This window comes from Acrocarpospora pleiomorpha (assembly GCF_009687885.1).
GTDB lineage: Bacteria > Actinomycetota > Actinomycetes > Streptosporangiales > Streptosporangiaceae > Acrocarpospora > Acrocarpospora pleiomorpha.
The window spans coordinates 66,700-93,398 of sequence record NZ_BLAF01000008.1 but is presented as its reverse complement, the minus strand read 5'-3'; the positions used below and the strand labels follow the sequence as shown (position 1 = coordinate 93,398).

Here is a 26,699-nt window from a genome sequence, read left to right as displayed (position 1 = left end):
CACCAGCGAGGTGCCGAGGTGGGGTGCGCCGTTGATCTGGGTCCCGACGCAGAAGGCGACCCGGTCGGGGTTGGTGGCTCGCGGGAATGCGGGCCGGACCGGTCATGTTGGGGCGGGCATGACAACAATCGGACTCATCGGTAGCGGCAAGATCGGCAGCACGGTGGCCAGGCTGGCGGTGGCCGCGGGGTACGACGTCGTCCTCAGCAACTCGCGGGGACCCGAGACCCTGCGAGAGCTCGTCGACGAGCTCGGACCGCACGCGCGGGCGGCGACCCCTGCGGAGGCCGGCGAGGCGGGCGACCTCGTGGTCGTCACGATCCCGCTCGGCAAATATCGCGAGGTCCCGGTCGAGCCGCTCGCCGGCAAAGTCGTCATCGATACGAATAACTACTATCCGGACCGCGATGGGCACTTCGCCCCGCTGGATGACGAGTCGACGACCACCAGTGAGCTCCTGCAGGAGCATCTGCCCACGTCGAATGTGATCAAGGGCTTCAACAACATCTACTTCGAACACCTGCTGGCCCTGGCCCGCCCGGCCGGCTCGCCCGAGCGCAGCGCGCTGGCGATCGCCGGCGACGACGCCGAGGCGAAGCGCGCGGTGATCGAGTTCTTCGACGCGATCGGCTACGACACCGTCGACGCCGGCCCGCTGGCCGAAGGCTGGCGCTACCAGCGCGACACCGCCGCCTACGCCCCCGTGTACGCGAGCAAGGGCCCGGAAGGCTGGAGCAAACCGGCCCAGGTCACCAAGGACACCCTGAAGGCGGCCCTGGCCTCGTCCCGCCGTTACGCCGAGATGGGCGCAGACTGACCCTCATTTCGGGGAAGGGCAGCCGGGCTTCTTCTTGCTGCCCCTCTTGGTCGGGCAGGCCTGGGGTTTCGGCGCCGGTTTGGCGTTCGCCGCCGACACCTGGACAACGAAAGTGCCCCCGGACTGGGTGTGACCAGTCCGGGGGCACTCGTCGGCGACTAGTGTGGCGTCGCCTTTTCAGCCCCGACGCCGGTGAGCGAACGGACCTCGATCTCGGCGAACTTCGCGTCGTTGGATTCCTTGCTGAGGATCGTCCCGAGCCAGCCGGCCAGGAAGCCCAGCGGGATGGAGATGATGCCGGGGTTCGACAGCGGGAACCAGGCGAAGTCCGCGTCCGGGAACATGGCGGAGGCCGAGCCGGACACCACCGGGGAGAAGACGACCAGGAAGATCGCGGACACCAGGCCGACGTAGATCGCGGAGACCGCGCCGGCCGTGTTGAAGCGCTTCCAGAACAGGCTGTAGAGGATCGCGGGCAGGTTGCCGGAGGCCGCCACCGCGAAGGCCAGCGCGACCAGGAAGGCCACGTTCAGGCCCTGCGCGAGGATGCCCAGGCCGATGGCGACGGCGCCGATGACGAAGGCGGAGACCCTGGCGACCATGACCTCTTCGCGCTCGGTGGCCTTGCCGCGCCGGAACACGTGGGCGTACAGGTCGTGCGCGAAGCTGGAGGAGGAGGCCAGGGTCAGACCGGCCACCACCGCCAGGATGGTGGCGAACGCGACCGCCGCGATCACCGCCAGCAGGATGGTGCCGCCGACCTCGCCGAAGATCAGGTTACCGACCGCCTTCGCGAGCTGTGGCGCGGCGGTGTTGCCCGCCGCGTTCTGCTCGGAGATGGTCTTGCTTCCGACGAGGGCCGCGGCGCCGAACCCGAGCACGAGCGTGAGCAGGTAGAAGGTGCCGATGATGCCGATGCCCCAGAGAACCGACTTTCGGGCGTCCCTCGCGGTGGGAACCGTGTAGAAGCGGATCAGGATGTGCGGCAGGCCTGCCGTGCCGAGCACGAGCGCCAGGCCCAGGCTGATCAGGTCGATCTTTCCGGCCAGGCCCTGGGCCTCGGTGCCGTACTTGAGGCCGGGTTCGAGGAAGGCCGCGCCCTGACCGCTCTGGGCGGCGGCCTCGCCGAGCAGGCCGGACAGGCTGAAGCCGTAGTGGCCGAGGACGAGCAGGGTGACCAGCGTCGCGCCGCCCATGAGCAGGACGGCCTTGACGATCTGGACCCAGGTGGTGCCCTTCATGCCGCCCACGACCACGTAGACGATCATGAGGATGCCGACGCCGACGATGGTCAGGGCCTTGCCGCTGGGCGAGGTGACGCCGAGCAGCAGGGTGACCAGGGCGCCCGCGCCGACCATCTGGGCGAGCAGGTAGACGATGCTCACGGTGATCGTGGAGACACCGGCGGCGGTCCGCACCGGCCGGGGGCTCATCCGGAAGGCGAGCACGTCGGCCATTGTGAACTTGCCGGAGTTGCGCATCAGCTCGGCGACCAGCAGCAGGGCCACCAGCCAGGCGACCAGGAAGCCGATCGAGTAGAGGAAGCCGTCGTAACCGGACAGCGCGATGATGCCGGCGATGCCCAGGAAGCTGGCGGCCGACATGTAGTCGCCGCCGATGGCCAGGCCGTTCTGCGCGCCGCTGAACTGGCGTCCGCCCGCGTAGTAGTCGGCGGCGGTCTTGGTGTTGCGGCTCGCCCAGAAGGTGATGGCGAGCGTGCCGACCACGAAGAGCAGGAACAGGATGGTGGCGAGCGTGGTCTCGCTCATGCCTTGACCTCCTCTTCCCCGCTGGGAGCACCCTCGATCTCATGGCGGAGCTCGTCGGCCAGCGGGTCGAGCTTGGCCAGCGAGTGGCGGTTGTACGCCCAGGCGATCAGGAAGGTCGACACGAACTGGAGCAACCCGAAGATCAGCGCCACGTTGATGTTGCCGAACAGCTTGGTGCCCATGAAGTCCCGGGCGAAGCCCGAGAGCACCACATAGAGCAGGTACCAGGCGAGGAAGGCGACCGTCATCGGGAACGCCCACGACCGGTAGCGTCGCTTCAGTTCCTGGAACCGATCGGAGCCTCCTATCTCCTCGTATACCGACGAATCATGATGTTGCGTCGTCACGATGCCTCCTGTGATCTGGATCACCCACAAAGTAGGAGGGGACGGTACCCGGCGAGGAGAGGCGTGGGCTCGTTCTTCGCCGAGCCGCCGCCACGTGGCGCTCAGCTGGGTCTGGGTTGCGCCGAATGGTCCGCTATGCGCGACGAACGGTCCCGAAAATTATCGGGGCAAAACGGACGCGTGGGAGGTCAGGTTGAGCGGGGACGCCAGTCGCCCCGATCGACGTCGAGGGTCTCCGGGGTGTGCAGCCGGACCATGGTCCTGGCCACGTTCCGGGGCACCCGCGCCGGGGTCAGCAGCGAGACGACGATCATGACGGTGAACGAGATGGGCACCGACCAGGCGGCCGGCTGGGCCAGCAGCGCTCCCGCCCAGCCGTCGTGCGGGCCCGCGATGATCGTCGCCATCACGGCGGCGCAGGCCATGCCGCCACCGGCCAGCAGCCCCGCGATCGCGCCGGTGGTGGTCAGCCGCCGCCACCAGATGCCCAGCACCAGCAGCGGGCAGAACGAGGACGCGGCCACGGCGAACGCCAGGCCCACGACGTCGGCGACCGGAAGAGCGCGCGCCGTACCGGCCAGGGCGAAGGGCACGAGCACGGCGAGCACGGTGGCGACCCGGAAGGAGCGCACGCCGTCCTTGAATTTGAGCATGTCCTGGCCGACGACGCCCGCGACGGAGACGGTCAGGCCTGAGGAGGTGGACAGGAAGGCCGCGAACGCGCCGCCGCTGACCAGCGCGGTGAGCAGGTCCCCCGCGACACCCGGCACCAGATGGCTGGGCAGGGTGAGCACGATCGCGTCCGGCCGGTCGATGCCGGGCAAATAGATTCTGCCCAGATATCCGTAAATAGCGGGCATCAGGTAGAACGCCCCGAGAAGAGAAAGCACCACCAGTGTGGTCCTGCGGGCCGCCCGCCCATCCGGATTCGTGTAGAACCGCACGAGCACATGCGGCAGCCCCATCGTCCCCAGAAATGTCGCCAATATCAGCGAATATGTCGAATAAACGGGATACTCGCGGCCGTGCAGGGGCAGCGCCCAGGGATCCGACGGCTCGAGCCCCGGTGAGCCGTTCGCCCGCCAGGCGATCAGCATGAACACCAGCGGCACGGCCAGCGCGGTCAGCTTCAGCCAGTACTGGAAGGCCTGCACGAACGTGATCGACCGCATCCCGCCGGACAGCACGTTGACCGCCACGACCACCGCGACCAGCAGCCCGCCCGCCCAGGTGGGCGCCCCCGTGATGGTACGGAACACCAGCCCCGCACTCTGGAACTGCGGCATCAGATACAGCCACCCGATCAGCACCACCAGCACGCTGGACACCCGCCGCACGGCCATCGACTCCAGCCGCGCCTCGGCGAAATCCGGCAGTGTGTACGCCCCTGACCGGCGCAGCGGAGCCGACACCAGCACCAGTAGCACCAGATAGCCGCCCGTCCACCCCACCGGCAGCCACAACATGTCCGCGCCGAAGGTGAGGATCAGCCCCGCGATACCCAGGAACGACGCGGCCGACAGGTACTCCCCGCCGATCGCGGAGGCGTTCCAGAGCGGCGTCACCGTCCGCGACGCCACGTAGAAGTCCGACGTCGTCCGGGACACCCGGATCCCGAACGCCCCGATCAGCACCGCCGCCAGCACGACCAGGACGATCGCGATGACCGAACTCACTCGCGTTCCACCAGCTCGGCGAAGTGGCGCTCATAGCGTTCCGCTTGGCGTACGTAGAGCCAGGCGCCGACCACGAAAGCCGGATATATCAGCCCGGCCAGGACGACCCAGGGCAGCGGGAGCCCGGCGAGTTCCACCGCGCGCAGGTCCGGGACCAGCAGGAACAGCAGCGGCAGCCCACCGATGACGCAGGCCAGGACGGTGCAGACGAACAGGGCGAGCCGGAACTGGGTGCGGATCAGGGAGCGCATGTAGACCTCGCCGAGGCGGGTCTGCTCGTCGATCTCCCGGGTCACCGGGTAGCTCGGCTTGCGGGCGGCGGCCGTGCGCGGGCTGGTGACGACGACCCGGCGGGGTTTGGCGCTCATTCGGGTTTGGCCTTGCGGGCTCGGCGTACGAGCAGGTCGCGCAGTTCGCGGGTGTGTCGGCGACTGACCGGGATCTCGGTGTCGCCGATCCTGACCACGCACTTGCCCGAGTCGATGTGGAGCTCGTCGATGTGCCGGACCGCGACCAGGTGGCTGCGGTGCACCCGCAGGAACCCGGCGGACGCCCAGCGTTCCTCCAGCGCGGCGAGCGGGATCCGGACCAGGTGGCTGCCGGTCGCGGTGTGCAGCCGGGCGTAGTCGCCGCGCGCCTCGACGTATCGGACCTCGTTGCTGGTCACGAAACGCGTCACACCACCGAGTTCGACCGGGATCGTGTCGGCCTCATGTTCCGCGCGATCGCCCACGATCCCCGTGCTGCCCGCGCAGACCCGGCGAATCGCCTCGGCCAGCCGATCGGGCCGCACCGGCTTGAGCAGATAGTCCTCGGCCTTCAGCTCGAACGCGTCCACCGCATGGTCCTCGTAGGCGGTGACGAACACGACCTTCGGCGGCCGCGAGAACTGGGTCAGCAGCCGCCCGAGCACGACCCCGTCGAGCCCGCGCATCCGGATGTCGAGAAAGACCGCGTCCACCGGCCGCCCGTCGGCCATGGCCCGATCCAACAATTTCAACGCCGCCGCGCCGTCCCTGGCCGTCAGCACATCACCGATCCGCGGATCGGCCCGGAGCAGATACGCCAGATCCTCCAGCGCCGGCTGCTCATCATCGACCGCCATGACCCGCAGCCCGGTCACGTCACGCTCCCTTACATTGGCCGCGCCTCCGGCACGGCGGGCTTGGCCGCCTTCAGCCTGTGTCTTCCCTCGTCACTCCGGGTCGCTTCGCTCCCCTGCGTTCCTCAGTCCAGACACAGGCGCGGCCAAGCCGGGACATACGACCTACGGTGCGGAGGTTGCCCGCATGGGTGGGCCGGGCCGAGCGGATCCCATGGATACGTCTGGTCAAGGGTGATAAAGGGGGCATCGGAAGTCAACGGGCGGTGCCGGATCGTTAGCGGGCGCTGACGCCGGGGCGGTATTTGGGGAGGCGGATGCTGACCTTGGTGCCGGCGCCCTCGCCCGTTTCGACGACGAGGCCGTATTCGTCGCCGTAGACCTGGCGGAGGCGTTCGTCGACGTTGGCGAGGCCGACGCCGGTGGCGCGGTCCTCGCCGGACAGGACGCGGCGGAGGCGTTCGGGGTCCATGCCTAGGCCGTCGTCTTCGACGGTGATGCCGCATTCGGCGCCGGCGTCCTCGGCGATGATCGTGATCCGGCCGACGCCGGGTTTGCTCTCCAGGCCGTGGCGTACGGCGTTCTCGACCAAGGGCTGCAAGCAGAGGAAGGGGACGGCGACGGCGAGGACTTCGGGGGCGATGCGGAGGGTGACCCGGAGCTGGTCGCCGAAGCGGGCGCGTTCGAGGGTGAGGTAGCGGTCGATGGAGTGCAGTTCCTCCGACAAGGTGGTGAAGTCGCCGTGGCGGCGGAAGGAGTAGCGGGTGAAGTCGGCGAAGTCGATCAGGAGTTCGCGGGCGCGTTCGGGGTCGGTGCGGACGAAGGAGGCGATCGTGGTGAGGGAGTTGTAGATGAAGTGCGGGGAGATCTGGGCGCGCAGGGCGCGGACCTCGGCTTCGATGAGCATGGTGCGGGAGCGGTCGAGCTCGGCGAGTTCGAGCTGGGAGTCGACCCAGCGAGCGACTTCCTGGACGGCGCGGACTAAACCGGCGGAGGCGTGGTCACCGTAGGCCGCGAGGGAGCCCACGACGCGACCGTCGGTGGTGAGGGGGACGACGATGGCGTGGCGGATCGGGCATTCGGGGAGGTCGCAGTCGAGCTGCAGGACCTGGGTGCGGCCGTCCTTGAGGGTGTCAAGGGCGTGCTCGAAGGCGTCGCGGGCGTGGTGGTCGCCGGTGCCGTCGTAGACCAGGAGCTCTTCGGCGTTGGTGACGGCGATGGCCGGGGTGCCCAGGAGCTGACGCAGGTGGCGGGAGGCTTTGAGCACTCCGGCCTGGCTGAGCCCGGCGCGGAGCATGGGGGCGGCGAGGGAGGCGGTGTGCAGGGTTTCGAAGGTGGCGCGTTCGGCGGGGCCGCTGCCGAGTTCGCGGCGTCCGCGCAGAATCCGCCACAGCACGATGGCCGGAACGCCGACCAGCGCGACCAGCACCAGCACGGCCACCAGGGGTTCCACGTCGCGGAGCCTACCCGCGAGCCCGACATTTCCGATACATCCCCAACAAGGTCACCGCCCCCGATGGGCTCTGGCGCAGGATTGGCGGGGGCCCGATACAGCCCGGCGACATCGCCGCCCACCGGTGGGTGGGCGGCGACGTCGTTCCGGCCGGAGGTCGTGGCGTGGATATGCCATCAACCACCGCGCCCCCGCCTGCGCGGAGAGCGTTAACCGTGAGCCGGGTGGGCCAGCGGATCTCGCGACCCCCCACATGCGCGGCGAGGGTTAACCGTCAGCCTGGTGGGCCAGCGGATCTCGCGCGGCGAGCGTCCCGCTCAGGCCGGGTGGGCGGCGGGAACCGGCTCCTCTGGTGAAGGAGCGTGCTCGTCTGAAGGGGCGGGCTCGGGTGAAGGGGCGTGCTCGTCCAGGAGGGTCGTCTCGTCGAACGGGTCTCGCCCGGAGAGCACCTCCACCGCGCGGGCGCGGTCGAACTCTCCCGTCCAGCTGCCGACCAGAACGGTGGCCACCGCGTTGCCCGCGAAGTTGGTCAGGGCGCGTGCCTCCGACATGAAGCGGTCGATGCCGACGATCAGGCCGACCCCGTCGACCAGTTCGGGGCGGTGGGACTGGAGGCCGCTGGCGAGGGTCGCCAGGCCCGCGCCGGTCACCCCGGCCGCGCCCTTCGACGCGATCATCATGAAGACCAGTAGGGACAGCTGCTCACCCAGCGCGAGAGGAGAGCCGGTCGCGCTGGCCACGAACAGGGTCGCCATGGTCAGGTAGATCGCGGTGCCGTCCAGGTTGAAGGAGTAGCCGGTCGGCACCGTGATGCCGACGACCGGGCGGCTGACGCCGAGGTGCTCCATCTTGGCGATCAGCCGGGGCAGGGCGGACTCGGACGAGGAAGTGGAGAGAATGAGCAGGAATTCGCGGCGGAGGTAGCCGAACAGGGAGAGCACGTTGATCCGGGCCACCACCTGGAGCAGCGGACCCAGGACGAGGAAGACGAAGAGCAGGCAGGTCGCGTAGAAGCTGAGCATGATGACGCCGAGGCTGGTGAGCGCGTCCACGCCGGTCGCGCCGACCACCGCCGCGATCGCGCCGAAGGCGCCCACCGGGGCGGCCCACATGATCATGGCGAGGATGCGGAAGACGAGCCGCTGGATGTGCCCGATACCGGTGAGGATCGGCGCCGCCCGCTCCCCCATGGCCTGGAGGGCGAAACCGGCGAGCAGGGCGACCAGCAGGGTCTGCAGGACCGATCCCTCGGTGAACGCCGACACGAGGGTGGTCGGGATGACGCCGAGCAGGAACTCCGTGGTGTCCCCTTCGCTGCCCTTGGCAGCCTCGTCGGCTGCGGCCTGGCGGAGCTCGTCGGTCAGCTGGAGCCCGTGGCCCGGGTCCACGAGGTTGCCCACGATCAGGCCGATGGCGAGCGCGACCGTGGACATGGCCACGAAGTAGCCGAGCGCCAGGCCGCCGACCCTGCCGACCTTCGCGGCCTTGGCGACCGAGCCGACGCCGAGCACGATGGTGCAGAAGATGATCGGGCTGATCATCATCTTGATCAGCGCGACGAAGGCGGTGCCCAGGGGCTTAAGCTGTTTGCCCAGGTCCGGGGCGAGGAATCCGACCGCGATCCCGGCTAACACCGCGATGATGACAGCAAGGTAGAGGTAGCGGGTCCGATCTCGCCGCACGGCCTGCGGGATTTCCTTTGGCGCGGACATTGCGCTCACGCTCCCTGTTCGGGCTGGGGGATGTCAGTTGAGCGACTATGTGCCGGGGCAGTGACCTGGGTCACCATTGCGTACATTTCGTTCATCACCGAACTAACGGCAAGGATGTGAGAGCATGCGGCAGTGGAGCCTGGCGAGGCAGATGCTCGCGCTCCAGATCGTTGTCGTGGTCGTGACCGTGGTGGCCGGGACCGCGATGGCGTTCTTCCAGGCGCGTGATCTGGTCGCCGCCGACGCCACGGAGGTGACCAGGGCGGTGGCGGTGAGCGTGGCCGGGTCCCCGTCCGTGCTCGCCGCGCTCGGCTCCGCCGGCCCCACGGCCACGCTCCAGCCGTACGCGGAGAAGGTTCGCCTGGAGACCAAGGTGGATTTCATCACGATCATGAGCCCGGACGGCATCCGGTTCACCCACCCGACGCCCAGCGAGATCGGCAAGCGCTATCTGGGCACCATCGCCCCCGCGCTCGCCGGGCGGACGGTCAGCGAGACCTACACCGGCACGCTCGGGCCCTCCATCCGGACGATCACACCGGTGCGTGATGCCGACGGGACGGTTAAGGCGCTGGTCAGCGCAGGTATCACGATGGAGAAGGTGAGTGGCAGGCTGCGCGATCAGGTGGGGGCGGCGGGGCTGGCCGGGGTGCTCGGGCTCGGGGCCGGGACGGTGGGCACCTACCTGGTGGGGCGGCGGCTGCGCCGCCACACGCATGGTCTCGGGCCGTCGGAGCTAAGCCGGATGTACGACTACCACGAGGCGATCCTGCACGCGGTCCGCGAAGGGCTGCTCCTGGTGGACGGCGCGGGCACGCTCACGCTGTGCAACGACGGCGCGCGGGCGCTGCTCGGGCTTCCCGAGGACGCCGAAGGTCGCCACGTCACCGGGCTGGGGTTGCCGCCGTCGCTGACCGAGCTGCTCACCTCCGGTGACAACCGCAGCGACGAGATCCACCTGACCGGGGATCGGGTGCTGGTGGTCAGTGTTTCGGTCGTGCGATCGGGGGCGCGTTCGCTGGGTACGGTGGTCACCTTGCGTGATCACACCGAGCTGCAGGACGTGACCGGGCAACTGGACGCCGAACGTGGTTTCGCCGACGCGCTGCGCTCGGCGGCGCACGAATCGGCCAACCGGCTACATACCGTGATCACTCTTGTCGAGCTGGGCAAACCCGAGCAGGCCGTCGCGTTCGCCACCGAGGAGCTCAGGGCCGCCCAGGAACTCACCGACCGGGTGATCGCCGCCGTGCGGGAGCCGGTGCTGGCGGCGCTACTGCTCGGCAAGTCGGCGCAGGCGGGCGAGCGCGGGGTCGAGCTGTGCATCAGCCCGGAGAGCGAGCTCGAGGATGCCGGGCTGGACCCGCATGACCTGGTGGCCATCCTCGGCAACCTGATCGACAACGCGGTGGACGCGGCCATGTCCAGTACGCCCGCGCGCGTGGACGTGCATCTACAGGCCGCGGACGGGTTCTGCGAGATCCGGGTCGCCGACAGCGGTCCTGGGCTTGATCCGTCCGCCGTGGCCGAGGCGTACCAGCGGGGCTGGACCACCAAGGGCAGCGGTCGCGGGCTCGGCCTCTCCCTGGTCGCGCAGGCCGTGCGCCGCCTGGGTGGCACGATCGAGGTGACCGAGGGTTCGGGCGCGATTTTCACGGTACGGCTGCCGCTCCCCGAGAAGAGCCGGACATGATCTCCGTCCTGGTCGTGGAGGATGAGGAGATCACGGCGGAGGCCAACCGCGTCTACGTGGAACGGGTGCCGGGATTCCAGGTCGCCGGGGTGGTCCGCTCGGGCGGGGAGGCGCTGCGCTTCCTGCGGCGGCATCCCGTGGACCTGATCCTGCTCGATCTCTACCTGCCCGACATGCACGGGCTCGAGGTGTGCCGCGCCATCCGGGGCGCCGGCATCCTCTGCGACGTCATAGTGATCACCTCGGCCCGCGACCTGTCGGTCGTGCGCTCGGCGGTGTCGGTGGGCGTGGCCCAGTACCTGCTCAAGCCGTTCACGTTCGCCGCGCTGGCCGAGAAGCTCCGGCAGTACGCGCGGTTCCGCTCCTCTGTGGACGCCTCCGGCACGGCGAGCGGCCAGGGCGAGGTCGACGACGCGTTCGCCGCGTTGCGTGGCCCAGGGCGCTCTCACCTGCCGAAAGGGCTGACCCAGCCGACGCTGGAGGCGGTGGTCGCCGAGCTCAGGAAGGCCGCAGATGGCCTGTCGGCGCAGACGGTCGCCACCTCGGTCGGGGTGTCGAGAGTGACGGCCCGGCGCTACCTGGAGCACCTGATCGAGACCGGAATCGCCCGCCGGGTGCCCCAGTACGGGGGCGTCGGACGACCCGAGCTGCTCTACCGCCTCAGCTCGGAACCGCCCGGTTAGAACGTCACGGGGGCCAGGCAGGCGCGGATCCTCTCCGCGAACGACTCGATTTCTGCGTCGTCGGCGTATTTCATGCGTGGCCAGAAGAAGCCACGCAGGCCGTCCTTCGGGTTGCGGGGAACGATGTGCACGTGCAGGTGGGGGACGCTCTGGCTGATGCGGTTGTTCATGGCGACGAAGGAACCGCGGGCTTCGACGCCTCGTTCCACCGCGCTGGTCAGGGTCTGGACGCGGAGGAAGAACGGGCCGACCAGGTCGGCGGGGAGGTCGGTCAGGGTTTCGATGTGCTCTCGGGGAACCACGAGAACGTGGCCTTTGAAGACCGGGCGGGTGTCGAGGAACGCCGCTACCGAATCATCCCTGAAGACGATAAATCCGGGTTTGTCGCCGTTGGCGATGGCGCAGAACAAACAATCGCTCACCAGCCGACCCTAGCCGCTCCGGACAGCAGAGATCGGGCGATGACCAGTCGCCGCACGTCGTTGGCACCCTCGCCGACGGCCGACAGCGGCGCGTCCCGGTAAAGGCGTTCGACGACGAACCCCCGGGAGTAGCCGTGCACGCGCAGCGCCTCCAAAGGTCCATGCGACCCACGGTCCGCGACACGTTCACACCGGCGAAACCCACGGGTAACAGTTGAAAGTTTCAGCACAGCGAAAAGCGGCCACCGGGACCATGCCGGTAAAAGACCAGCCCGGAGTGCGCCCCTCACGGACACCGGTCCCGGCGGCGCGAATGTTCGACAACGATCGATTGACATCACCCGGGCGCTCCCGACAATTCTATGTGGGAGCGCTCCCATCTTATCAAGGCCAGCTGGACCTCGATCCGCATTGGTTCGAACAGGTTTTTCGTGTCCGATGCATCCCGACATACTTTGGAGAACCCTCACTAATGCGCAAAAGAGCTCTTGGAGCGGGAGCGCTCCCACGCACGCGGCGACGCGTCGTGTGGGCTGCCGTGATCACGATGTGTGCCGGCGTGCTGACCGGCCTGGCGCAGGCGCCCGCGTCCGCCGCCGTGGCCTGTGACGTCACCTACACCTCGAATGACTGGACTTCAAGCCCTGGCCAGGGCGGATTCACCGCCGCCATAACGATAAAGAACACCGGGGACCCGATCTCCACTTGGTCGCTCACCTTCGCCTTCCCGGCGAACCAGCAGCTGACGCAGGGCTGGTCCGCCAACTGGACCCAGTCCGGCACTGGCGTGACCGCCACCAACATGCCGTGGAACGGCGGCCTGCCGACGAACGGCACCACCAGCCTCGGCTTCAACGGCACCTGGACCGGCAGCAACCCGAAGCCGACCTCGTTCAAGGTCAACGGCGTGACCTGCGGCGGAGCACCGTCACCATCACCCTCGCCGTCGCCGTCGCCGAGCCCCAGCCCGTCCCCCTCCCCCAGCCCATCGCCCAGCCCGTCGCCCAGCCCATCGCCGCCGGCGGACGGTTTCGTCTCGGTGGCGCCGACCTCGCTGGTGGTGCCGGAGGGCGGCACCGCCACGGCCGCGGTGAAGCTCTCGCTCCAGCCGAACTCGAACGTCACCATGACCGTCACCAAGCAGAGCGGCGGTGACGCCGACCTGTCCGCGGCCCCCACGACGCTGACGTTCACCCCCGCCAACTGGAACATCGCCCAGAACGTCACCATCTCGGCGGCCCAGGACGCCGACAGCACGGGCGGCTCGGCCACGTTCACCTTCTCGGCCACCGGCGGCGGCGTCTTCTACTTCTCGACCCCGCTGACCGCCACCGAGGCCGACGACGAGCCCGGCGGCACCAACGCCTACGTCCAGCGTTTCACCACGCTCTACAACAAGCTGCACGACCCGGCCAACGGCTACTTCTCCCCCGAAGGCGTGCCGTACCACTCGGTCGAGACCTTCCTGGTGGAAGCGCCGGACCACGGCCACGAGACCACGTCGGAGGCCTACAGCTACTACCTGTGGCTGGAGGCCGTCTACGGCCAGGTCACCGGCGACTGGAGCAAGTTCAACGCGGCCTGGGCGTCGATGGAGAGATACATCATCCCCGCCACCGCCGACCAGCCGACCAACTCCTTCTACAACCCGGCCAAACCCGCCACGTACGCCGGCGAGTGGAACGAGATCAACAAATATCCCACCCAGATCGAGTCGGGCGTCTCGGTCGGCGTGGACCCGATCGCGGGCGAGCTGAAGACCGCCTACGGCACCGGCGACATCTACGGCATGCACTGGCTGCTCGACGTCGACAACACCTACAAGTTCGGCCGCTGCGGCGACGGCACCACCAAACCCGCCTACATCAACACCTACCAGCGCGGCCCGGAGGAGTCGGTCTTCGAGACCCTCCCCCAGCCGTCCTGTGACACCTTCCGCCACGGCGGCCCCAACGGCTTCCTCGACCTGTTCATCAAGGACGGCTCGTACGCCAAGCAGTGGAAGTACACCAACGCCCCCGACGCGGACGCCCGCGCGGTCCAGGTGGCCTACTGGGCGCAGACCTGGGCGAAGGCCCAGGGCAAGGAGTCGCAGATCTCGGCGACCATCGCCAAGGCCGCCAAGATGGGCGACTACCTCCGCTACGGCATGTACGACAAGTACTTCAAGAAGCCGGGCTGCACCAGCACCTCCTGCGCGGCCGGCACCGGCAAGGACAGCTCCAACTTCCTGCTCTCCTGGTACTACGCCTGGGGCGGCGCGACCGACAGCTCGGCCGGCTGGGCCTGGCGGATCGGCTCCAGCCACAACCACGCCGGATACCAGAACCCGCTGGCGGCCTGGGCGCTGTCGAACGTGACCGAGCTCAAGCCGAAGAGCCCCACCGGCGCGGGCGACTGGGCCACCTCGCTCACCCGCCAGCTGCAGTTCTACAAGTGGCTGCAGTCGGATGAGGGCGCGATCGCGGGCGGCGCCACCAACAGCTGGGAGGGCCACTACGCGGCCCCGCCGGCCGGGCTGCCCAAGTTCCACGGCATGGCCTACGACTGGCAGCCGGTCTACCACGACCCGCCCTCCAACCAGTGGTTCGGCTTCCAGGCCTGGTCGATGGAGCGGGTCGCGGCCCTCTACAACGCCAGCGGCAACGCCGACGCCAAGGCCATCCTCGACAAGTGGGTGGCGTGGGCGATGGCGAACACCACGATCGCCGCCGACGGCACCTACCAGATCCCGTCGACGCTGCGCTGGACCGGGCAGCCGGCCGGCGACTGGTCGGCCACCACGGGCATGCCGCCCGCCAACCCCGGCCTGCACGTCACGGTCGCCGACCACACCACGGACGTGGGCGTGGCCGGATCGTACGCGAAGGTCCTGATGTACTACGCCGCCCGGGCCAACCACACGGGCGCGAAGAACATGGCCAAGGCGATCCTCGACGGCGTCTGGAAGTTCCAGGACGCCAAGGGCGTCTCGGTCCCGGAGACGAAGGCGGACTACAACCGGATCGACGACCCGGTCTACGTCCCGGCCGGGTGGAGCGGCACGATGCCGAACGGCGACCCGATCAACTCCAGCTCGACCTTCATCTCCATCCGCTCCTTCCTGAAGAACGACCCCGACTGGCCCAAGGTCGACGCCTTCCTGAAGGGCACCGGCCCGGCACCCACGTTCAACTACCACCGCTTCTGGGCGCAGGTGGACGTGGCCGTGGCGATGGGCGAGTTCGGGCGGCTCTTCCCGAACGGTTGATCCCGCCTGAGGGCGGCGGTCCCTGACCGGCCGCCGCCCTCCTTACCCCCAAAAGCCGGGGCGCGACGGCGCCTGACCCGCTGTCGCGCCCCTGACCCCCTCCGGTAAAAAAGGACGCTCCGATGCGCCGAACGCTCCGCGTCGCGGTGGTGGCCCTGATCGCCGCCACGACACTCCAGCCCAGCTCCGCCTCGGCCGCCGTCTTCAACTACGGCGAAGCCCTGCAGAAATCCCTGTTCTTCTACGAGGCCCAGCAGTCCGGCGACCTGCCCAGCTGGAACCGCGTCGGCTGGCGCGGCGACTCGGGCCTGACCGACGGCCAGGACGTCGGCCTGGACCTCACCGGCGGCTGGTACGACGCGGGCGACCACGTCAAGTTCGGCCTGCCGATGGCGGCTTCGACGACCATGCTGGCCTGGGGGGCGGTGGAGTACCGCTCCTCGTACGGCACGCAGCTGACCCACCTGCTGAACAACCTGCGCTGGGTCAACGACTACTTCATCAAGGCCCACCCGTCGCCGAACGTGCTGTACGGCCAGGTGGGCAACGGTGGCCTGGACCACGCCTGGTGGGGTCCGGCCGAGGCGATGGCGATGAACCGCCCGGCGTACAAGATCGACGCCAGTTGCGGCGGGGCCGACCTGGCCGGGGAGACGGCGGCGGCGATGGCGGCCTCCTCGATGGTGTTCAGGCCGACCGATCCCACGTACGCGAACACGCTGCTCACGCACGCGCGGCAGCTCTACACCTTCGCCGACACGGTCCGCAGGGCCTACAGCGACTGCATCACCGACGCGAGCGGCTACTACCGTTCGTGGAGCGGCTACAACGACGAGCTGGTGTGGGGCGCGCTCTGGCTCTACCGCGCCACCGGCGAGGCGTCCTACCTGGCCAAGGCCGAGGCGGGATACGCGAACCTCGGGACCGAGCCGCAGAGCACCACGAAGTCGTACAAGTGGACGATCGCCTGGGATGACAAGTCCTACGGGGCGTACGTGCTGCTGGCCAAGCTCACGGGCAAGCAGCAGTATCTGGACGACGCCAACCGGTGGCTGGACTGGTGGACGGTCGGGGTCAACGGGCAGAAGGTGGCGTACTCGCCGGGCGGGCAGGCCGTGCTGGACCGGTGGGGTTCGCTGCGGTATGCGGCCAACACCGCGTTCGCGGCGCTGGTGCACAGCGACTCGATCACCGACGCGACCCGCAAGACCCGCTACCACGACTTCGCGAAGCGGCAGATCGACTACGCGCTCGGCGACAACCCGCGCAACTCGTCGTACGTGATCGGGTTCGGCGCCAACGCCCCCAAGAACCCGCACCACCGCACCGCGCACGGCTCCTGGACCGACCAGATGACCAACCCGGTAGAGACCCGGCACACCCTGTACGGCGCGCTGGTCGGCGGCCCGCCCGACCCGAACGACGCCTACACCGACAAGCGCGACGACTTCGTGATGAACGAGGTCGCCACCGACTACAACGCCGGTTTCACCAGCGCTCTCGCCCGGCTGTACGGCGAGTTCGGCGGCACCCCGCTCGCCAACTTCCCGGTGGCCGAGACCCCGGACCCGGCGGAGATCTTCGTCGAGGCGTCGGTGAACGCGGCGGGCACCAACTTCACCGAGATCAAGGCGATGGTGCGCAACCAGTCGGGGTGGCCGGCGCGGGTGCTGAACAACGGCTCGTTCCGCTACTACTTCACGCTGGACGGCGACAGCCAGCCCGCGGACATCACGATCACGGCCAACTACAACCAGTGCCGGCCGCCGTCGGGGATCACCCAGCACTCGGGGCGGATCTACTACGTGACCATCGACTGCACCGGGCAGGCCATCGCCCCGGCCGGGCAGTCGCAGCACCGGCGTGAGGTGCAGTTCCGGATCGCCAGCACCAAGCAGTGGGACCCCACGAACGACTGGTCCTACACCGGGGTGTCCACGACTCCCGGCTCCACGCCGGTCCGCGTGAACAACATCACCCTGTGGTCGGGCACCACGAAGATCTGGGGCAACCCCCCAGGCAACCAGCCTTCCCCGTCCCCCAGCCCGTCCCCGTCTCCCTCTCCGTCACCCTCCCCCAGCCCCTCGCCGTCGCCGTCACCGTCGCCGAGCCCGTCACCGTCGCCCAGCCCCAGCCCGTCCCCATCCCCGTCTCCTGGTACGAAGGCGTGCGTGGCCACCTACCGGATCACGAACCAGTGGCCCGGCGGATTCGGCGCCGAGGTCGTCGTGCGGAACTCCGGCTCGGTCGGCATCACCGGCTGGACGGTCCGCTGGACGTTCGCGAACGGCCAGACCGTCAGCAACCTGTGGAACGGCACGCCCACCCAGACCGGCGCGAACGTCTCGGTGCGCGACGCCGGGCACAACGGAACACTCGCCGTCAACGCCACCGGCAGCTTCGGCTTCAACGGCACCTGGTCCGGCACCAACACCGTCCCCGCGGCCGTGACCTGCACGCCCGCCTGACCCCCGAGCCGCCCGCCTTCCCCTAGAAGGACCCCTCTGGGGGAGGCGGGCTCCGGGTCCCTCCGCTCAACCCCACGCCCGGTATCAACAAATCAGATCTAGAAGCGCAACAACTTCTGTTGGACAGGGGATTTCCCGCAGGTGAGGATTTCACGTGCGGCCGTAGTCAAGACCACCCCGTCCGAAATGGAGTTGGATTTGAGTCAAGCAGTCGAGGTCCTCGTCGTCGGTGGGGGCCAGGCCGGCCTGGCGATGAGTGAGCATCTGGCCGACTGCGGTGTGCCGCACCTCGTCCTGGAGCGGCATCGCATCGCGGAGCGCTGGCGCTCGGAGCGGTGGGACTCCCTGGTCGCGAACGGACCTGCCTGGCACGATCGTTTTCCCGGTCTGGAGTTCTTCGGCGTCGACCCCGACGCCTTCGCCTCCAAGGAGCAGATCGCGGACTACTTCGTCGCGTACGCGGAGAAGATCGGCGCGCCGATCCGGTGCGGTGTCGACGTGACGTCGGTGCGAAAGAACGTCGGCCGGCCTGGTTTCCGCGTGGAGACGTCGGACGGGACCATCGACGCGCGCTTCGTCGTCGCCGCGACCGGACCGTTTCAGGTGCCGGTCATTCCGCCGATCGTCCCGGATGGTGCGGTGCCGCTGCAGATCCACTCCAGCGCCTATCGCAACCCGACGCAGCTGCCCGACGGCGCCGTCCTTGTGGTCGGAGCCGGAGCGTCAGGCGTGCAGATCGCTGAGGAGCTCCGGCAGTCGGGCCGGTGCGTATACCTCTCCGTCGGCCCCCACGACCGGCCACCACGAAGCTATCGTGGGCGCGACTTCTGCTGGTGGCTCGGTGTCCTCGGAAAATGGGACGCGGAGGCTCCTCCCCAGGGCGCGGAACACGTCACCATAGCGGTCAGCGGAGCACGCGGCGGCCACACTGTCGACTTCCGTGACCTGGCCGCCCGCGGCATCCACCTGGTGGGCCTGACCGCTTCGTTCGACAGCGGCACGGTGCGGTTCTCGCCCGACCTCGGCGAGAACATCGCCAACGGCGACGCGAACTACCTGTCGCTGCTCGACGAAGCCGACGCCTACGTCGCGCGTAACGGCCTCGATCTTCCTGAGGAACCGGAGGCCCGCCTGCTCGGGCCCGACCCGGAGTGCGTGACCAACCCGCTCCTCGAGCTCGACCTCGCTGACAGCGGAGTCACCTCCATCATCTGGGCGACCGGGTTCGTCGCCGACTACAGCTGGCTCCACGTCGATGCGTTCGACGAGAACGGCAAGCCGAAGCACCGACGCGGCGTGTCGTCTGAGCCGGGTGTCTACTTCCTGGGACTGCCGTGGCTGTCCCGGCGCGGATCGAGTTTCATCTGGGGGGTCTGGCACGACGCCAAGTATGTGGCCGACCACCTGAAGACCCAGCGCGACTACCTCGCCTACGAGACGAGCGACGTCAAGTGAACGCACCTATCGTCGCCGGTGGACATATTCGGATCCGCCCGTTCAACACCCGCGACACCTACCCCGAGCAGAACCTCGACAACGACCTGTGCCAGGCCGTGGTCGCCGGTAACACCGTCTACGTGCGCGGACAGATCGGGCAGAACCTCGACACCAGCGAATCGGTCGGCATCGGCGATGTCGCGGCCCAGACGGAGCAGGCGATGGCGAACATCGACATGCTCCTGACTGAAGCCGGCGCGCGAATGGAGCATCTGGTCAAGCTGACGATCTACATCGTCGACCCGCGCTACCGCGAAGCCGTCTACCGCACGATCGGACGCTGGACCAGGGGGGTGCACCCGATCTCCACCGGCTTGGTGGTCTCCGCGCTGGCGCGGCCAGAATGGCTGGTCGAGGTCGACGCCATCGCGGTGATTCCGGAGGGCGAGCGGTGACCTTCTCGATTCTGGCGATCGACGGCAACGGCGCGGTCGGCATGGCCGTCACCTCCTCCAGCCCGGCCGTGGCCGCACGCTGCATCCATCTGCGGGCCGGGGTCGGCGGCGCCGCTTCGCAGAACGTCACCGATCCCCGCCTGGGCGTGGAGCTCCTGGACGCGCTGGAGACGGGTATCGGCGCCCGCGCCGCGCTGGACGGGGTCGTGCGGAAGCGACAACTGATCGAGTACCGCCAGCTCACCGCCCTCGGACTGAACGGCGAAAGCGCTACATTCTCCGGTGCCGAGACGCTCGGTGTGCACCACGACCGAACCGGCTCCGGCGTCGTCGCCGCCGGCAACATGCTCTCGGGAACCGAGGTGATCGACGCGCTCATCGAAGCTTTCGAAAGCTCTACAGGAGAGCTGGAAGAGCGACTGCTGTCCGCCCTCGCCGCCGGCCTCGAGGCGGGGGGCGAGGCCGGCCCGGTGCACTCGGCGGGGCTGGCGGTCGTCCGAACGGTTCCGTGGCGCGAGACGGACCTGCGGGTCGATTGGAGCGAGAAACCGATTGCCGAGCTGCGCGAGCTCCTGAAGGTGTGGCTACCGCAGCGCGACGACTACGTCGCCCGCGGTCTCAACCCGGCTGCCGCGCCGTCGTACGGCGTGCCTGGAGACGAGTAACGCGATGATCGACAACGCAAAGGAGCACGTGGCACAGTCGATCTCCGCCAATGCCGAGCGGCTGATCCGGCTGTCAGAGCAGTTGCACGCGCACCCGGAGACGGCGTGGGAGGAGCACCGGTCGGCGCGCTGGGTGGCTGAGACGCTCGACGAAGCCGGCTTCACGGTCACCCCGGCCTACCTCGGGCTCGACACCGCGTTCCTCGCGACGTATGGCAGCGGTCCCTTCCGCCTCGGGCTGTGCGCGGAGTACGACGCCCTTCCCGGCCTCGGACACGCCTGTGGGCACAATCTGATCGCGGCCATCACGGTCGGCGCGGCGCGTGCTCTCGCGCCGCTCGCCGACGCGGCGGGACTGACGATCGAGGTCTACGGCACACCCGCGGAAGAGGGCGGTGGCGGGAAGATCGAGCTGCTGGACCGCGGGGCGTTCGCCGGGCTGGATCTGGCGATGATGGCGCACCCGGCTCCTGTCGACGTCGCGGTGGCGGAGCCGTTCGCGGTGTCGCACTCCCACGTCTCCTTCCAGGGAAAGGCCGCCCACGCCGCGGCCTATCCCGAGCAAGGGGTCAACGCCGCTGACGCGTTCACCATCGCCCAGGTCGCGGTCGGGCTCCTTCGCCAGCAACTGCCGCAGACTGTCCGTGTTCACGGCGTGATGACCAACGGAGGCGAGGCCCCGAACGCGATCCCGGCCCGTACCGAGGGGAGATGGTACGTCCGCGCCGAGACCCTGGAGCAGCTGGCCGAGACCGAGGAAAAGGTGTGGCGGTGCTTCGCGGCCGGAGCCCTGGCCACCGGCTGCGAGCTCGACATCACTCCAGAGAGCAAGCCGTACGCGGAGTTCCGTAACGATCAGCCGGCGCTGCGTGCCTACATGCGGAACGCTGAGCGGCTGGGTCGCAGCTTCGACCGGGACTCGCCGGCCCGGCGCATGAATCGGGCGTCCACCGACATGGGGAACGTTTCCCAACTGGTGCCTGCGATCCACCCCTACGTGGGCATCGGGTCGCTCCCAGCCTTGAATCACCAGCCGGAGTTCGCCGCCCGCTGCGTCGGCGGTGACGCCGAGAAGGCGCTACTCGACGCCGCGACCGCTCTCGCGTGGACGGCACTCGACGTCGCCGTTTGACCCCGGTTGTCACGCTACCAGTAGCATTGCGCCTGTTCAGGCTCATCTTAGGAGTCAGGAAGGCAGCGTGAAGGCCCCCTCATTCACTCTGGTGCAACTGCGCTATTTCGCGGCCGCGGCCGAGCTGGGAAGCATGACAGCCGCCGCTCGAGAGCTCGTCGTTTCGCAGTCGGCGGTCTCCACCGCGGTCGCGCAGCTGGAGAAGGAGCTCGGAGTTCAGCTGCTGCTGCGCCATCACGCGCGCGGTCTGGCGCTGACGCCCGCTGGGCGAGTCTTCTACTCCGAGCTGCGCGGATTTCTCGCACACAGCCAGGAGCTGGCGGACAGTGCTACCAACGCGGGCAGAGAACTGGTCGGCACCCTTACTGTGGGTTGCTTCGACACCCTCGCCCCCTTCTGGCTGCCGCACCTTGTCGCGAGGTACGCGGAACAACACCCCGCCGTGAGCGTCGAGGCTCTCGAAGCCCAGCACGCCGCCCTCAAACAGAGTCTCCGATCGGGGAGATGCGAAGTCGCCCTGATGTACGCCTACGAGCTCGATGAGGACTTCGAAACCACCCGAGTCGGTTCGGCGCCCCCGTACCTCCTGCTCCCACCCGGCCACCGATTGGCTCACCGCACCCACGTTCACCTCGCCGAACTGGCCGAGGATCCCGTGGTGATGCTGGAACTGCCTGATACCTCCACCTACTTCCACTCGCTCTTCAAGGAGGTCGGCGTCGAGCCCCGAGTGCGGCATCGCACCGCCGGCTACGAGACGGTGCGGTCGATGGTCGCGGCGGGCCACGGGTACGCGGTCCTGAACCAGCGGCCGGCCCACAGCCACACCTATGGGGGAGGTTCGCTGGTAACGGTCGCCCTGGCCGACGACTTCCCAGCGCTTGACGTCGTCGCGGTGCGGATGAAGCAGGCCCGGCTCACCCGCAAGGCCGAAGCGTTCGTTCAGGTCTGTCGCGAAATAGGAACGCTGATGTTTCCAGGACCGGCGTAAGTGTCGGGCGTGTTACTGCATCGAATTTCCTGATGTAAGTGATCGGTTTCTCGCGTTAGACAGATTGACTCCCAGTAACACAGTGTGTACTTCGTTACTGTGCTGCACGAGGAGAGCTATGAGCACTCAAGCGCCCACCAATGAGGCCCTCGAGATCCGGACGATCGAACCTATCCCGATCACGGAGCGGCATGGGCGGGCGTCGCAGCTGTTCACCATCTGGTTCGGGTCGAACATCATGCTGCTGACCATCGCGACCGGCCTGCTGGGGACGCTCGTCTTCGAGCTGTCGATCCCGTGGGCCATCGCCGCGCTGGCGCTCGGCAATCTCGTCGGCGGCGTCGTGATGGCACTGCACGCGGCGCAGGGCCCCCAGATGGGCGTGCCGCAGATGCTGCAGACGCGGGCTCAGTTCGGTTACCAGGGCTCGTTGCTCGTGGTGGTCATCGTGGTCGCCATGTACACGGCGTTCTTCGCGTCGAACATGGTGCTGGGCGGTCAGGGCCTGGCGAACCTGACGGGGCTCAACGAGACCCTTTCCATCATGGTCATCGGAGCCGTCTCCGCGGTCGGCGCCATCTTCGGTTACAAGGTCATCCATGCGATGGCCGGCCTGCTGTCGGTAGTGGCCGGGGCTGTGCTCGTTCTCGCGTTCGTCATGCTTCTGGGCTTCGTCGACATTCCCGCGGGCACCTGGTCGGCCGGCGCCTTCAGCTGGGCCGGTTTTATGGGCACGGTGTCGCTGGCCGCCCTCTGGCAGATCGCGTACGCCCCTTACGTGTCCGACTACACCCGCTACATGCCGCGGGACACCGGCGTACGAGCCGCGTTCTGGGCGACCTACTCCGGCAGCGTCCTGGGATCGATCATCCCCATGATCTTCGGTGCCGTCCTGGGCGCCGCTTTCCCGGCGCTCGACACCGTCGGCGCCGTGCGCGAGGGCGCCGGGTCCGTGGGCGCGATCGTCCTGCTCGTACTCGTGCTCGGGATCGTGACGACCAACGCGATGAACCTCTACTGCGGGACGCTGTCCGTCCTGACCATCGGCCAGACGCTACGGTCGAGCTGGGCGCCTCAAGCCAGGGCCCGGTCGATCGTGGCGATCGCCATCTTCGCGGTCGCCCTCGGCCTCGCTCAGCTGAGCAAGGGTGACTTCCTCACCAACTTCGTGAACTTCATGCTGCTCCTGCTGTGCGCGCTGGTGCCGTGGACGGCCGTGAACCTGGTGGACTACTACCTCGTACGCCACGGCGAGTACGACATCTCCGCGCTGTTCCGCGCGGACGGGGGTGTCTACGGCCGCTACAACGTCCCGGCGATCGGCTGCTACGTGATCGGCATCGCCGTGCAGATTCCCTTCCTTTCCAACGCGCTGTACGTCGGACCAGTGGCTGACGCGCTGCACGGCGTCGACATCTCGTGGATTGTGGGCCTGGCCGTCATCAGCCCCCTCTACTACTTCTGGGTTCGCGGCCTGTCCCCGGCCACACAGGCTTCGGCCCCCAACCTCGCGGAGGTCGAAGGCGTATGACCACGCGAACTCACGAAGACTGGCTCGCACTGGCGAAGAAGGTCGTGCCCACGACCACCGCCTGGATCGACGGGCCCGTGTCATCCCTGTCCGCAGCGACTCGGACGACCGTCAACCCCGCCACAGGGGCAGTCCTCGCCGAGGTGGCCGAGTGCGACGAGCGCGACGTCGACGCCGCCGTCGCGGCCGCCCGGCGCGCCTTCGAGGCGGGGAACTGGTCCACCGCGTCGCCCAGGGAGAGGGCGGCCGCCCTCCACCGGATCGCGCGGAAGATCGAGGAGAACGTCGACGAGCTGGCTCTCCTGGACAGCCTCGACGCCGGCAAGCGTATCGTCGACACCATCTCGATCGACGCCCCCGGCTCGGCCGCGATCCTGCGCTGGTACGCCGAGTCCCTGGACAAGGTCTACGGGGAGGTCGCGCCCACGGGACCCGCCGACCTCGCGGTCGTGAGCAGGGAACCGCTCGGGGTCGTGGCCGCGATCGTGCCGTGGAACTACCCTCTCGAACTCGCTGTCTGGAAGATCGCTCCAGCACTCGCCGCCGGTAACAGCGTGATCCTCAAGCCTGCCGAGGACTCGCCGCTGTCCGCGCTTCGCCTGGCCGAGCTCGTCGCCGAAGCCGGCCTGCCCGACGGGGTCTTCACCGTCGTGCCGGGCGCCGGCCCGGTGGTGGGACGGGCGCTGGGGAGGCATCACGACGTCGACGTGGTGACGTTCACGGGTTCGACCAGCACAGGGCAGCTCTTCCAGCAGTACGCCGGCCAGTCCAACCTCAAGCAGGTCTGGCTGGAGGCCGGCGGAAAGAGCGCCGTCGTCGTGCTCGACGACGTCGCCGACCTGGACCTCGTGGCCGACGGCGTGGCGACGGGGATCTTCACCAACACCGGGCAGGTCTGCTCGGCCACGTCGCGGCTCGTCGTGCAGCGTGGCGTAGCCGACGAGCTGGTCCAGCGCGTGCTCAGCCGGGCGCTCGCGATCAACATCGGCGATCCGCTCGACCCCGCCACCGGCATGGGCCCCGTGGTCAGCCGGCGCCAGGCCACGAGGGTCCTGGAACTCATGGAGACCGGCGCGGCGGAGGCGCGCGAGGTCCACGGGGGCGGACTCGTGCCGGACATGCCCGAACCGACCTACATCAGGCCCCAGGTGCTGCTCGGCGTCGACCCGGCCGCCCGCATCGCGCGAACCGAGGTCTTCGGACCGGTCCTCTCGGTCCATGTCGTGGACACCGTCGACGAGGCCGTCACTGTCGCGAACAGCACCCCCTACGCGCTGGCAGCGGGGCTGTGGACCGACAGCCTCAGCCGGGCCCACGGTGTCGCGCGCCGGCTGCGCGCGGGGACCGTGTCGGTGAACTGCGTTGACGCTCTCGACGTCACCACGCCGTTCGGAGGCTTCGGCCAATCGGGTTACGGGCGAGACCTCTCGCTCCACGCGCTGGACAAGTTCACCGGACTCAAGACCACCTGGATTCGACATGGCTGAAACAGCCGCACGCTCGCGCGACACCTTCGACTTCCTCGTCGTCGGCGGCGGCACGGCAGGATCCCTGCTCGCGGCTCGGCTGGCCGAACAGGGCCGCGACGTGGCCCTCATCGAGTGGGGTCCCGACGACGAGCACGAGCCCCGGGCCCGCGAGCTCCGCAGATGGGACGAGATGCTCGAGGGCGAGTACGACCTCGACTACCGCAGCGAACCGAACCAGCGCGGCAACTCCCATATCCGGCTTGCCAGACTGCGGATCCTCGGCGGTTGCTCCACCGCCAACACGATGATCTCCTGGCGGCCGCTCCGCGGCGACCTGGACGAGTGGGTGGCCCTGGGCGCCAAGGGCTGGGACCCCGACACGATCCTCCCGCTCTACGACCGGCTGCGCACGCCGATCCAGCCCGTGGCTCCGGCGGACCGCAACCCCTACGTCGCCGACGTCGTGACGAGCGCGTCCGCCGCGCTCGGCCTGCCTGTGCGGGAACGCTGGAACGACGGCCGCCTCGACGAGTCCCCCAGCGGGGTCGGCTTCTTCGAGGTCGGGTACACCGCGGAGACCAACCTGCGCGCGTCGACCTCGATCCACTACGTGCACCCGGCGCGCGCCCAGGGCCGGGGCCCGGTGGTCCTGACCGGGCTGAGAGCCGTGCGCATCCTGTTCGAGCACGAAGCCGACGGCCTTCGTGCTCGCGGGATCCGCGTGCGCGACGCCGATGGGGCTCAACGTGACCTCCACGCCGCCGCTGAAGTCGTGCTGTGTGCCGGCGCCATCGACACTCCACGCCTGTTGCAGCTCTCCGGTGTGGGCGCCCGCCAGGTGCTCCAGGACGCGAACATCCCCGTCGTGCTCGATCTCCCGGGGGTCGGCGAGAATTTGCAGGACCACGTCGAAGGGCTCGTTGTCTGGGAGGCCAGACGCGTTCCACCGACCACGTGCGCCAGCGGCTGGGACGCCGGCGCCGTGCTGAGCCTGGACGGCGACGGAGAACCCGGCGAAGGCGACGGGCGTCCGGACGTTCTCATGCACTTCCCCGTCGAACCGTGGGCGGTGCACGCGGAACGTTTCCTCGACGAGCGGGGAGCCCCTCCGCTGCCGGCCGCGACGGTCGCGATCGCCCCCAATGTTGCCCGCCCGCACAGCCGAGGCCGAGTCTGGGTCCGCTCCGGCGACCCCGACGCGCCGCCGGCCATCGATTTCCGGTCGTTCACCGACCCTGACGGGCACGACGAGGCGATGCTGCTCGCGGGCGTCCGCCTCGCCCGCCGGATCGCGTCGGTCGAACCGATGAAGTCGTGGGTCACGCGTGAGGTGTTCCCCGGCCCCGCCGTCACCGGCGACGAGGAGCTCTCGGCGATCGCCCGCGCGACACACCAGACCGTCTACCATCCGTCCGGCACCTGCCGGATCGGAGCGTCCGGCGATGACACCGCGGTTGTCGGTCCTGACCTTCAGGTCCATGGGATCAGGGGTCTGCGCGTCGCCGACGCCTCCGTCTTCCCCACGCTCACCTCGGTCAATCCGGTGGTGACCGTCATGCTCGTCGCTGAACGGGCGGCCGACCTCATCGCATCAGAACACGACCAAGGTTGAAAGGCGGCCTCTCCA

The 26,699-nt window shown here is 68.7% G+C and carries 22 protein-coding genes; 13 read left to right on the top strand and 9 right to left on the bottom strand.

Translation table 11 applies throughout. The features are described from left to right. Nucleotides 1-118 precede the first annotated feature (118 nt). Nucleotides 119-817, top strand: a complete 699-nt coding sequence (locus Aple_RS07620) for an NADPH-dependent F420 reductase (protein ID WP_155343776.1) — start codon at nt 119-121, stop codon at nt 815-817. A gap of 158 nt (nt 818-975) precedes the next feature. Here the strand turns inward: Aple_RS07620 and Aple_RS07615 are convergent, their stop codons facing one another. From Aple_RS07615 to Aple_RS07585, 7 genes are all read right to left on the bottom strand, one after another. After that, nucleotides 976-2,586, bottom strand: coding sequence for a monocarboxylic acid transporter (locus tag Aple_RS07615; RefSeq protein ID WP_155343775.1), 1,611 nt, complete (start codon nt 2,584-2,586; stop codon nt 976-978). Further along, nucleotides 2,583-2,933: a DUF485 domain-containing protein gene (locus tag Aple_RS07610; RefSeq protein ID WP_155343774.1), complete on the bottom strand. Its 351-nt coding sequence runs from the start codon at nt 2,931-2,933 to the stop codon at nt 2,583-2,585. The genes Aple_RS07615 and Aple_RS07610 overlap by 4 nt, the downstream gene beginning before the upstream one ends. A 188-nt stretch (nt 2,934-3,121) precedes the next feature. Further along, nucleotides 3,122-4,609, bottom strand: a complete 1,488-nt coding sequence (locus Aple_RS07605; RefSeq protein ID WP_155343773.1) for a sodium/solute symporter — start codon at nt 4,607-4,609, stop codon at nt 3,122-3,124. Continuing rightward, nucleotides 4,606-4,977, bottom strand: a complete 372-nt coding sequence (locus Aple_RS07600) for a hypothetical protein (protein WP_155343772.1) — start codon at nt 4,975-4,977, stop codon at nt 4,606-4,608. Before Aple_RS07600 ends, Aple_RS07605 begins: the two co-directional genes overlap by 4 nt. Continuing rightward, on the bottom strand, nt 4,974-5,732 hold the full coding sequence (locus tag Aple_RS07595) for a LytR/AlgR family response regulator transcription factor (protein ID WP_174889801.1): 759 nt from the start codon (nt 5,730-5,732) through the stop codon (nt 4,974-4,976). The genes Aple_RS07600 and Aple_RS07595 overlap by 4 nt, the downstream gene beginning before the upstream one ends. Nucleotides 5,733-5,988: 256 nt before the next feature. Beyond that, nucleotides 5,989-7,164: a sensor histidine kinase gene (locus tag Aple_RS07590; RefSeq protein WP_174889800.1), complete on the bottom strand. Its 1,176-nt coding sequence runs from the start codon at nt 7,162-7,164 to the stop codon at nt 5,989-5,991. 317 nt (nt 7,165-7,481) lie between these two features. After that, nucleotides 7,482-8,876, bottom strand: a complete 1,395-nt coding sequence (locus Aple_RS07585; protein WP_155343771.1) for a cation:dicarboxylate symporter family transporter — start codon at nt 8,874-8,876, stop codon at nt 7,482-7,484. A gap of 124 nt (nt 8,877-9,000) precedes the next feature. On the opposite strand from Aple_RS07585, the gene Aple_RS07580 reads away from it, so the two are divergent. Next, nucleotides 9,001-10,569, top strand: coding sequence for a sensor histidine kinase (locus Aple_RS07580; RefSeq protein WP_155343770.1), 1,569 nt, complete (start codon nt 9,001-9,003; stop codon nt 10,567-10,569). Beyond that, on the top strand, nt 10,566-11,252 hold the full coding sequence (locus Aple_RS07575; protein ID WP_155343769.1) for a response regulator: 687 nt from the start codon (nt 10,566-10,568) through the stop codon (nt 11,250-11,252). Before Aple_RS07580 ends, Aple_RS07575 begins: the two co-directional genes overlap by 4 nt. Here the strand turns inward: Aple_RS07575 and Aple_RS07570 are convergent. Both Aple_RS07570 and Aple_RS54285 read right to left on the bottom strand, forming a co-directional pair. Beyond that, nucleotides 11,249-11,674 (bottom strand): HIT family protein, encoded by a 426-nt coding sequence (locus Aple_RS07570; protein ID WP_155343768.1) that lies wholly within the window; start codon nt 11,672-11,674, stop codon nt 11,249-11,251. The two genes, Aple_RS07575 and Aple_RS07570, sit on opposite strands and share 4 nt — an antisense overlap. After that, nucleotides 11,671-11,829, bottom strand: coding sequence for an acyl-CoA dehydrogenase family protein (locus tag Aple_RS54285; RefSeq protein ID WP_246264230.1), 159 nt, complete (start codon nt 11,827-11,829; stop codon nt 11,671-11,673). The genes Aple_RS07570 and Aple_RS54285 overlap by 4 nt, the downstream gene beginning before the upstream one ends. A gap of 392 nt (nt 11,830-12,221) precedes the next feature. Between Aple_RS54285 and Aple_RS07560 the strand changes: the two genes are divergently transcribed. The 10 genes from Aple_RS07560 to Aple_RS07515 all read left to right on the top strand — a co-directional run bounded on the left by Aple_RS07560 (nt 12,222) and on the right by Aple_RS07515 (nt 26,684). Next, entirely contained in the window at nt 12,222-14,924 is a 2,703-nt protein-coding gene (locus Aple_RS07560) for a glycoside hydrolase family 48 protein (protein WP_246264245.1), read from the top strand. Between the two features lie 122 nt (nt 14,925-15,046). Further along, on the top strand, nt 15,047-17,392 hold the full coding sequence (locus tag Aple_RS07555) for a glycoside hydrolase family 9 protein (RefSeq protein WP_155343765.1): 2,346 nt from the start codon (nt 15,047-15,049) through the stop codon (nt 17,390-17,392). A gap of 198 nt (nt 17,393-17,590) precedes the next feature. Continuing rightward, entirely contained in the window at nt 17,591-18,847 is a 1,257-nt protein-coding gene (locus Aple_RS07550) for a flavin-containing monooxygenase (protein WP_246264228.1), read from the top strand. After that, complete coding sequence (locus tag Aple_RS07545; protein ID WP_174889799.1) at nt 18,844-19,284, top strand: RidA family protein; 441 nt, start codon at nt 18,844-18,846, stop codon at nt 19,282-19,284. Before Aple_RS07550 ends, Aple_RS07545 begins: the two co-directional genes overlap by 4 nt. Further along, nucleotides 19,281-19,949: a DUF1028 domain-containing protein gene (locus Aple_RS07540; protein ID WP_155343764.1), complete on the top strand. Its 669-nt coding sequence runs from the start codon at nt 19,281-19,283 to the stop codon at nt 19,947-19,949. The genes Aple_RS07545 and Aple_RS07540 overlap by 4 nt, the downstream gene beginning before the upstream one ends. A gap of 4 nt (nt 19,950-19,953) precedes the next feature. Beyond that, nucleotides 19,954-21,081 carry a M20 family metallopeptidase gene (locus Aple_RS07535; RefSeq protein WP_155343763.1) on the top strand — a complete coding sequence of 376 codons (1,128 nt, stop codon included), beginning with the start codon at nt 19,954-19,956 and terminating at the stop codon, nt 21,079-21,081. Between the two features lie 67 nt (nt 21,082-21,148). Next, nucleotides 21,149-22,072 (top strand): LysR family transcriptional regulator, encoded by a 924-nt coding sequence (locus Aple_RS07530; RefSeq protein ID WP_155343762.1) that lies wholly within the window; start codon nt 21,149-21,151, stop codon nt 22,070-22,072. 118 nt (nt 22,073-22,190) lie between these two features. After that, nucleotides 22,191-23,603 carry a purine-cytosine permease family protein gene (locus Aple_RS07525; protein WP_155343761.1) on the top strand — a complete coding sequence of 471 codons (1,413 nt, stop codon included), beginning with the start codon at nt 22,191-22,193 and terminating at the stop codon, nt 23,601-23,603. Continuing rightward, on the top strand, nt 23,600-25,090 hold the full coding sequence (locus Aple_RS07520; protein WP_155343760.1) for an aldehyde dehydrogenase family protein: 1,491 nt from the start codon (nt 23,600-23,602) through the stop codon (nt 25,088-25,090). Before Aple_RS07525 ends, Aple_RS07520 begins: the two co-directional genes overlap by 4 nt. Beyond that, entirely contained in the window at nt 25,083-26,684 is a 1,602-nt protein-coding gene (locus Aple_RS07515) for a GMC family oxidoreductase (RefSeq protein WP_155343759.1), read from the top strand. The genes Aple_RS07520 and Aple_RS07515 overlap by 8 nt, the downstream gene beginning before the upstream one ends. Nucleotides 26,685-26,699 lie beyond the last annotated feature (15 nt).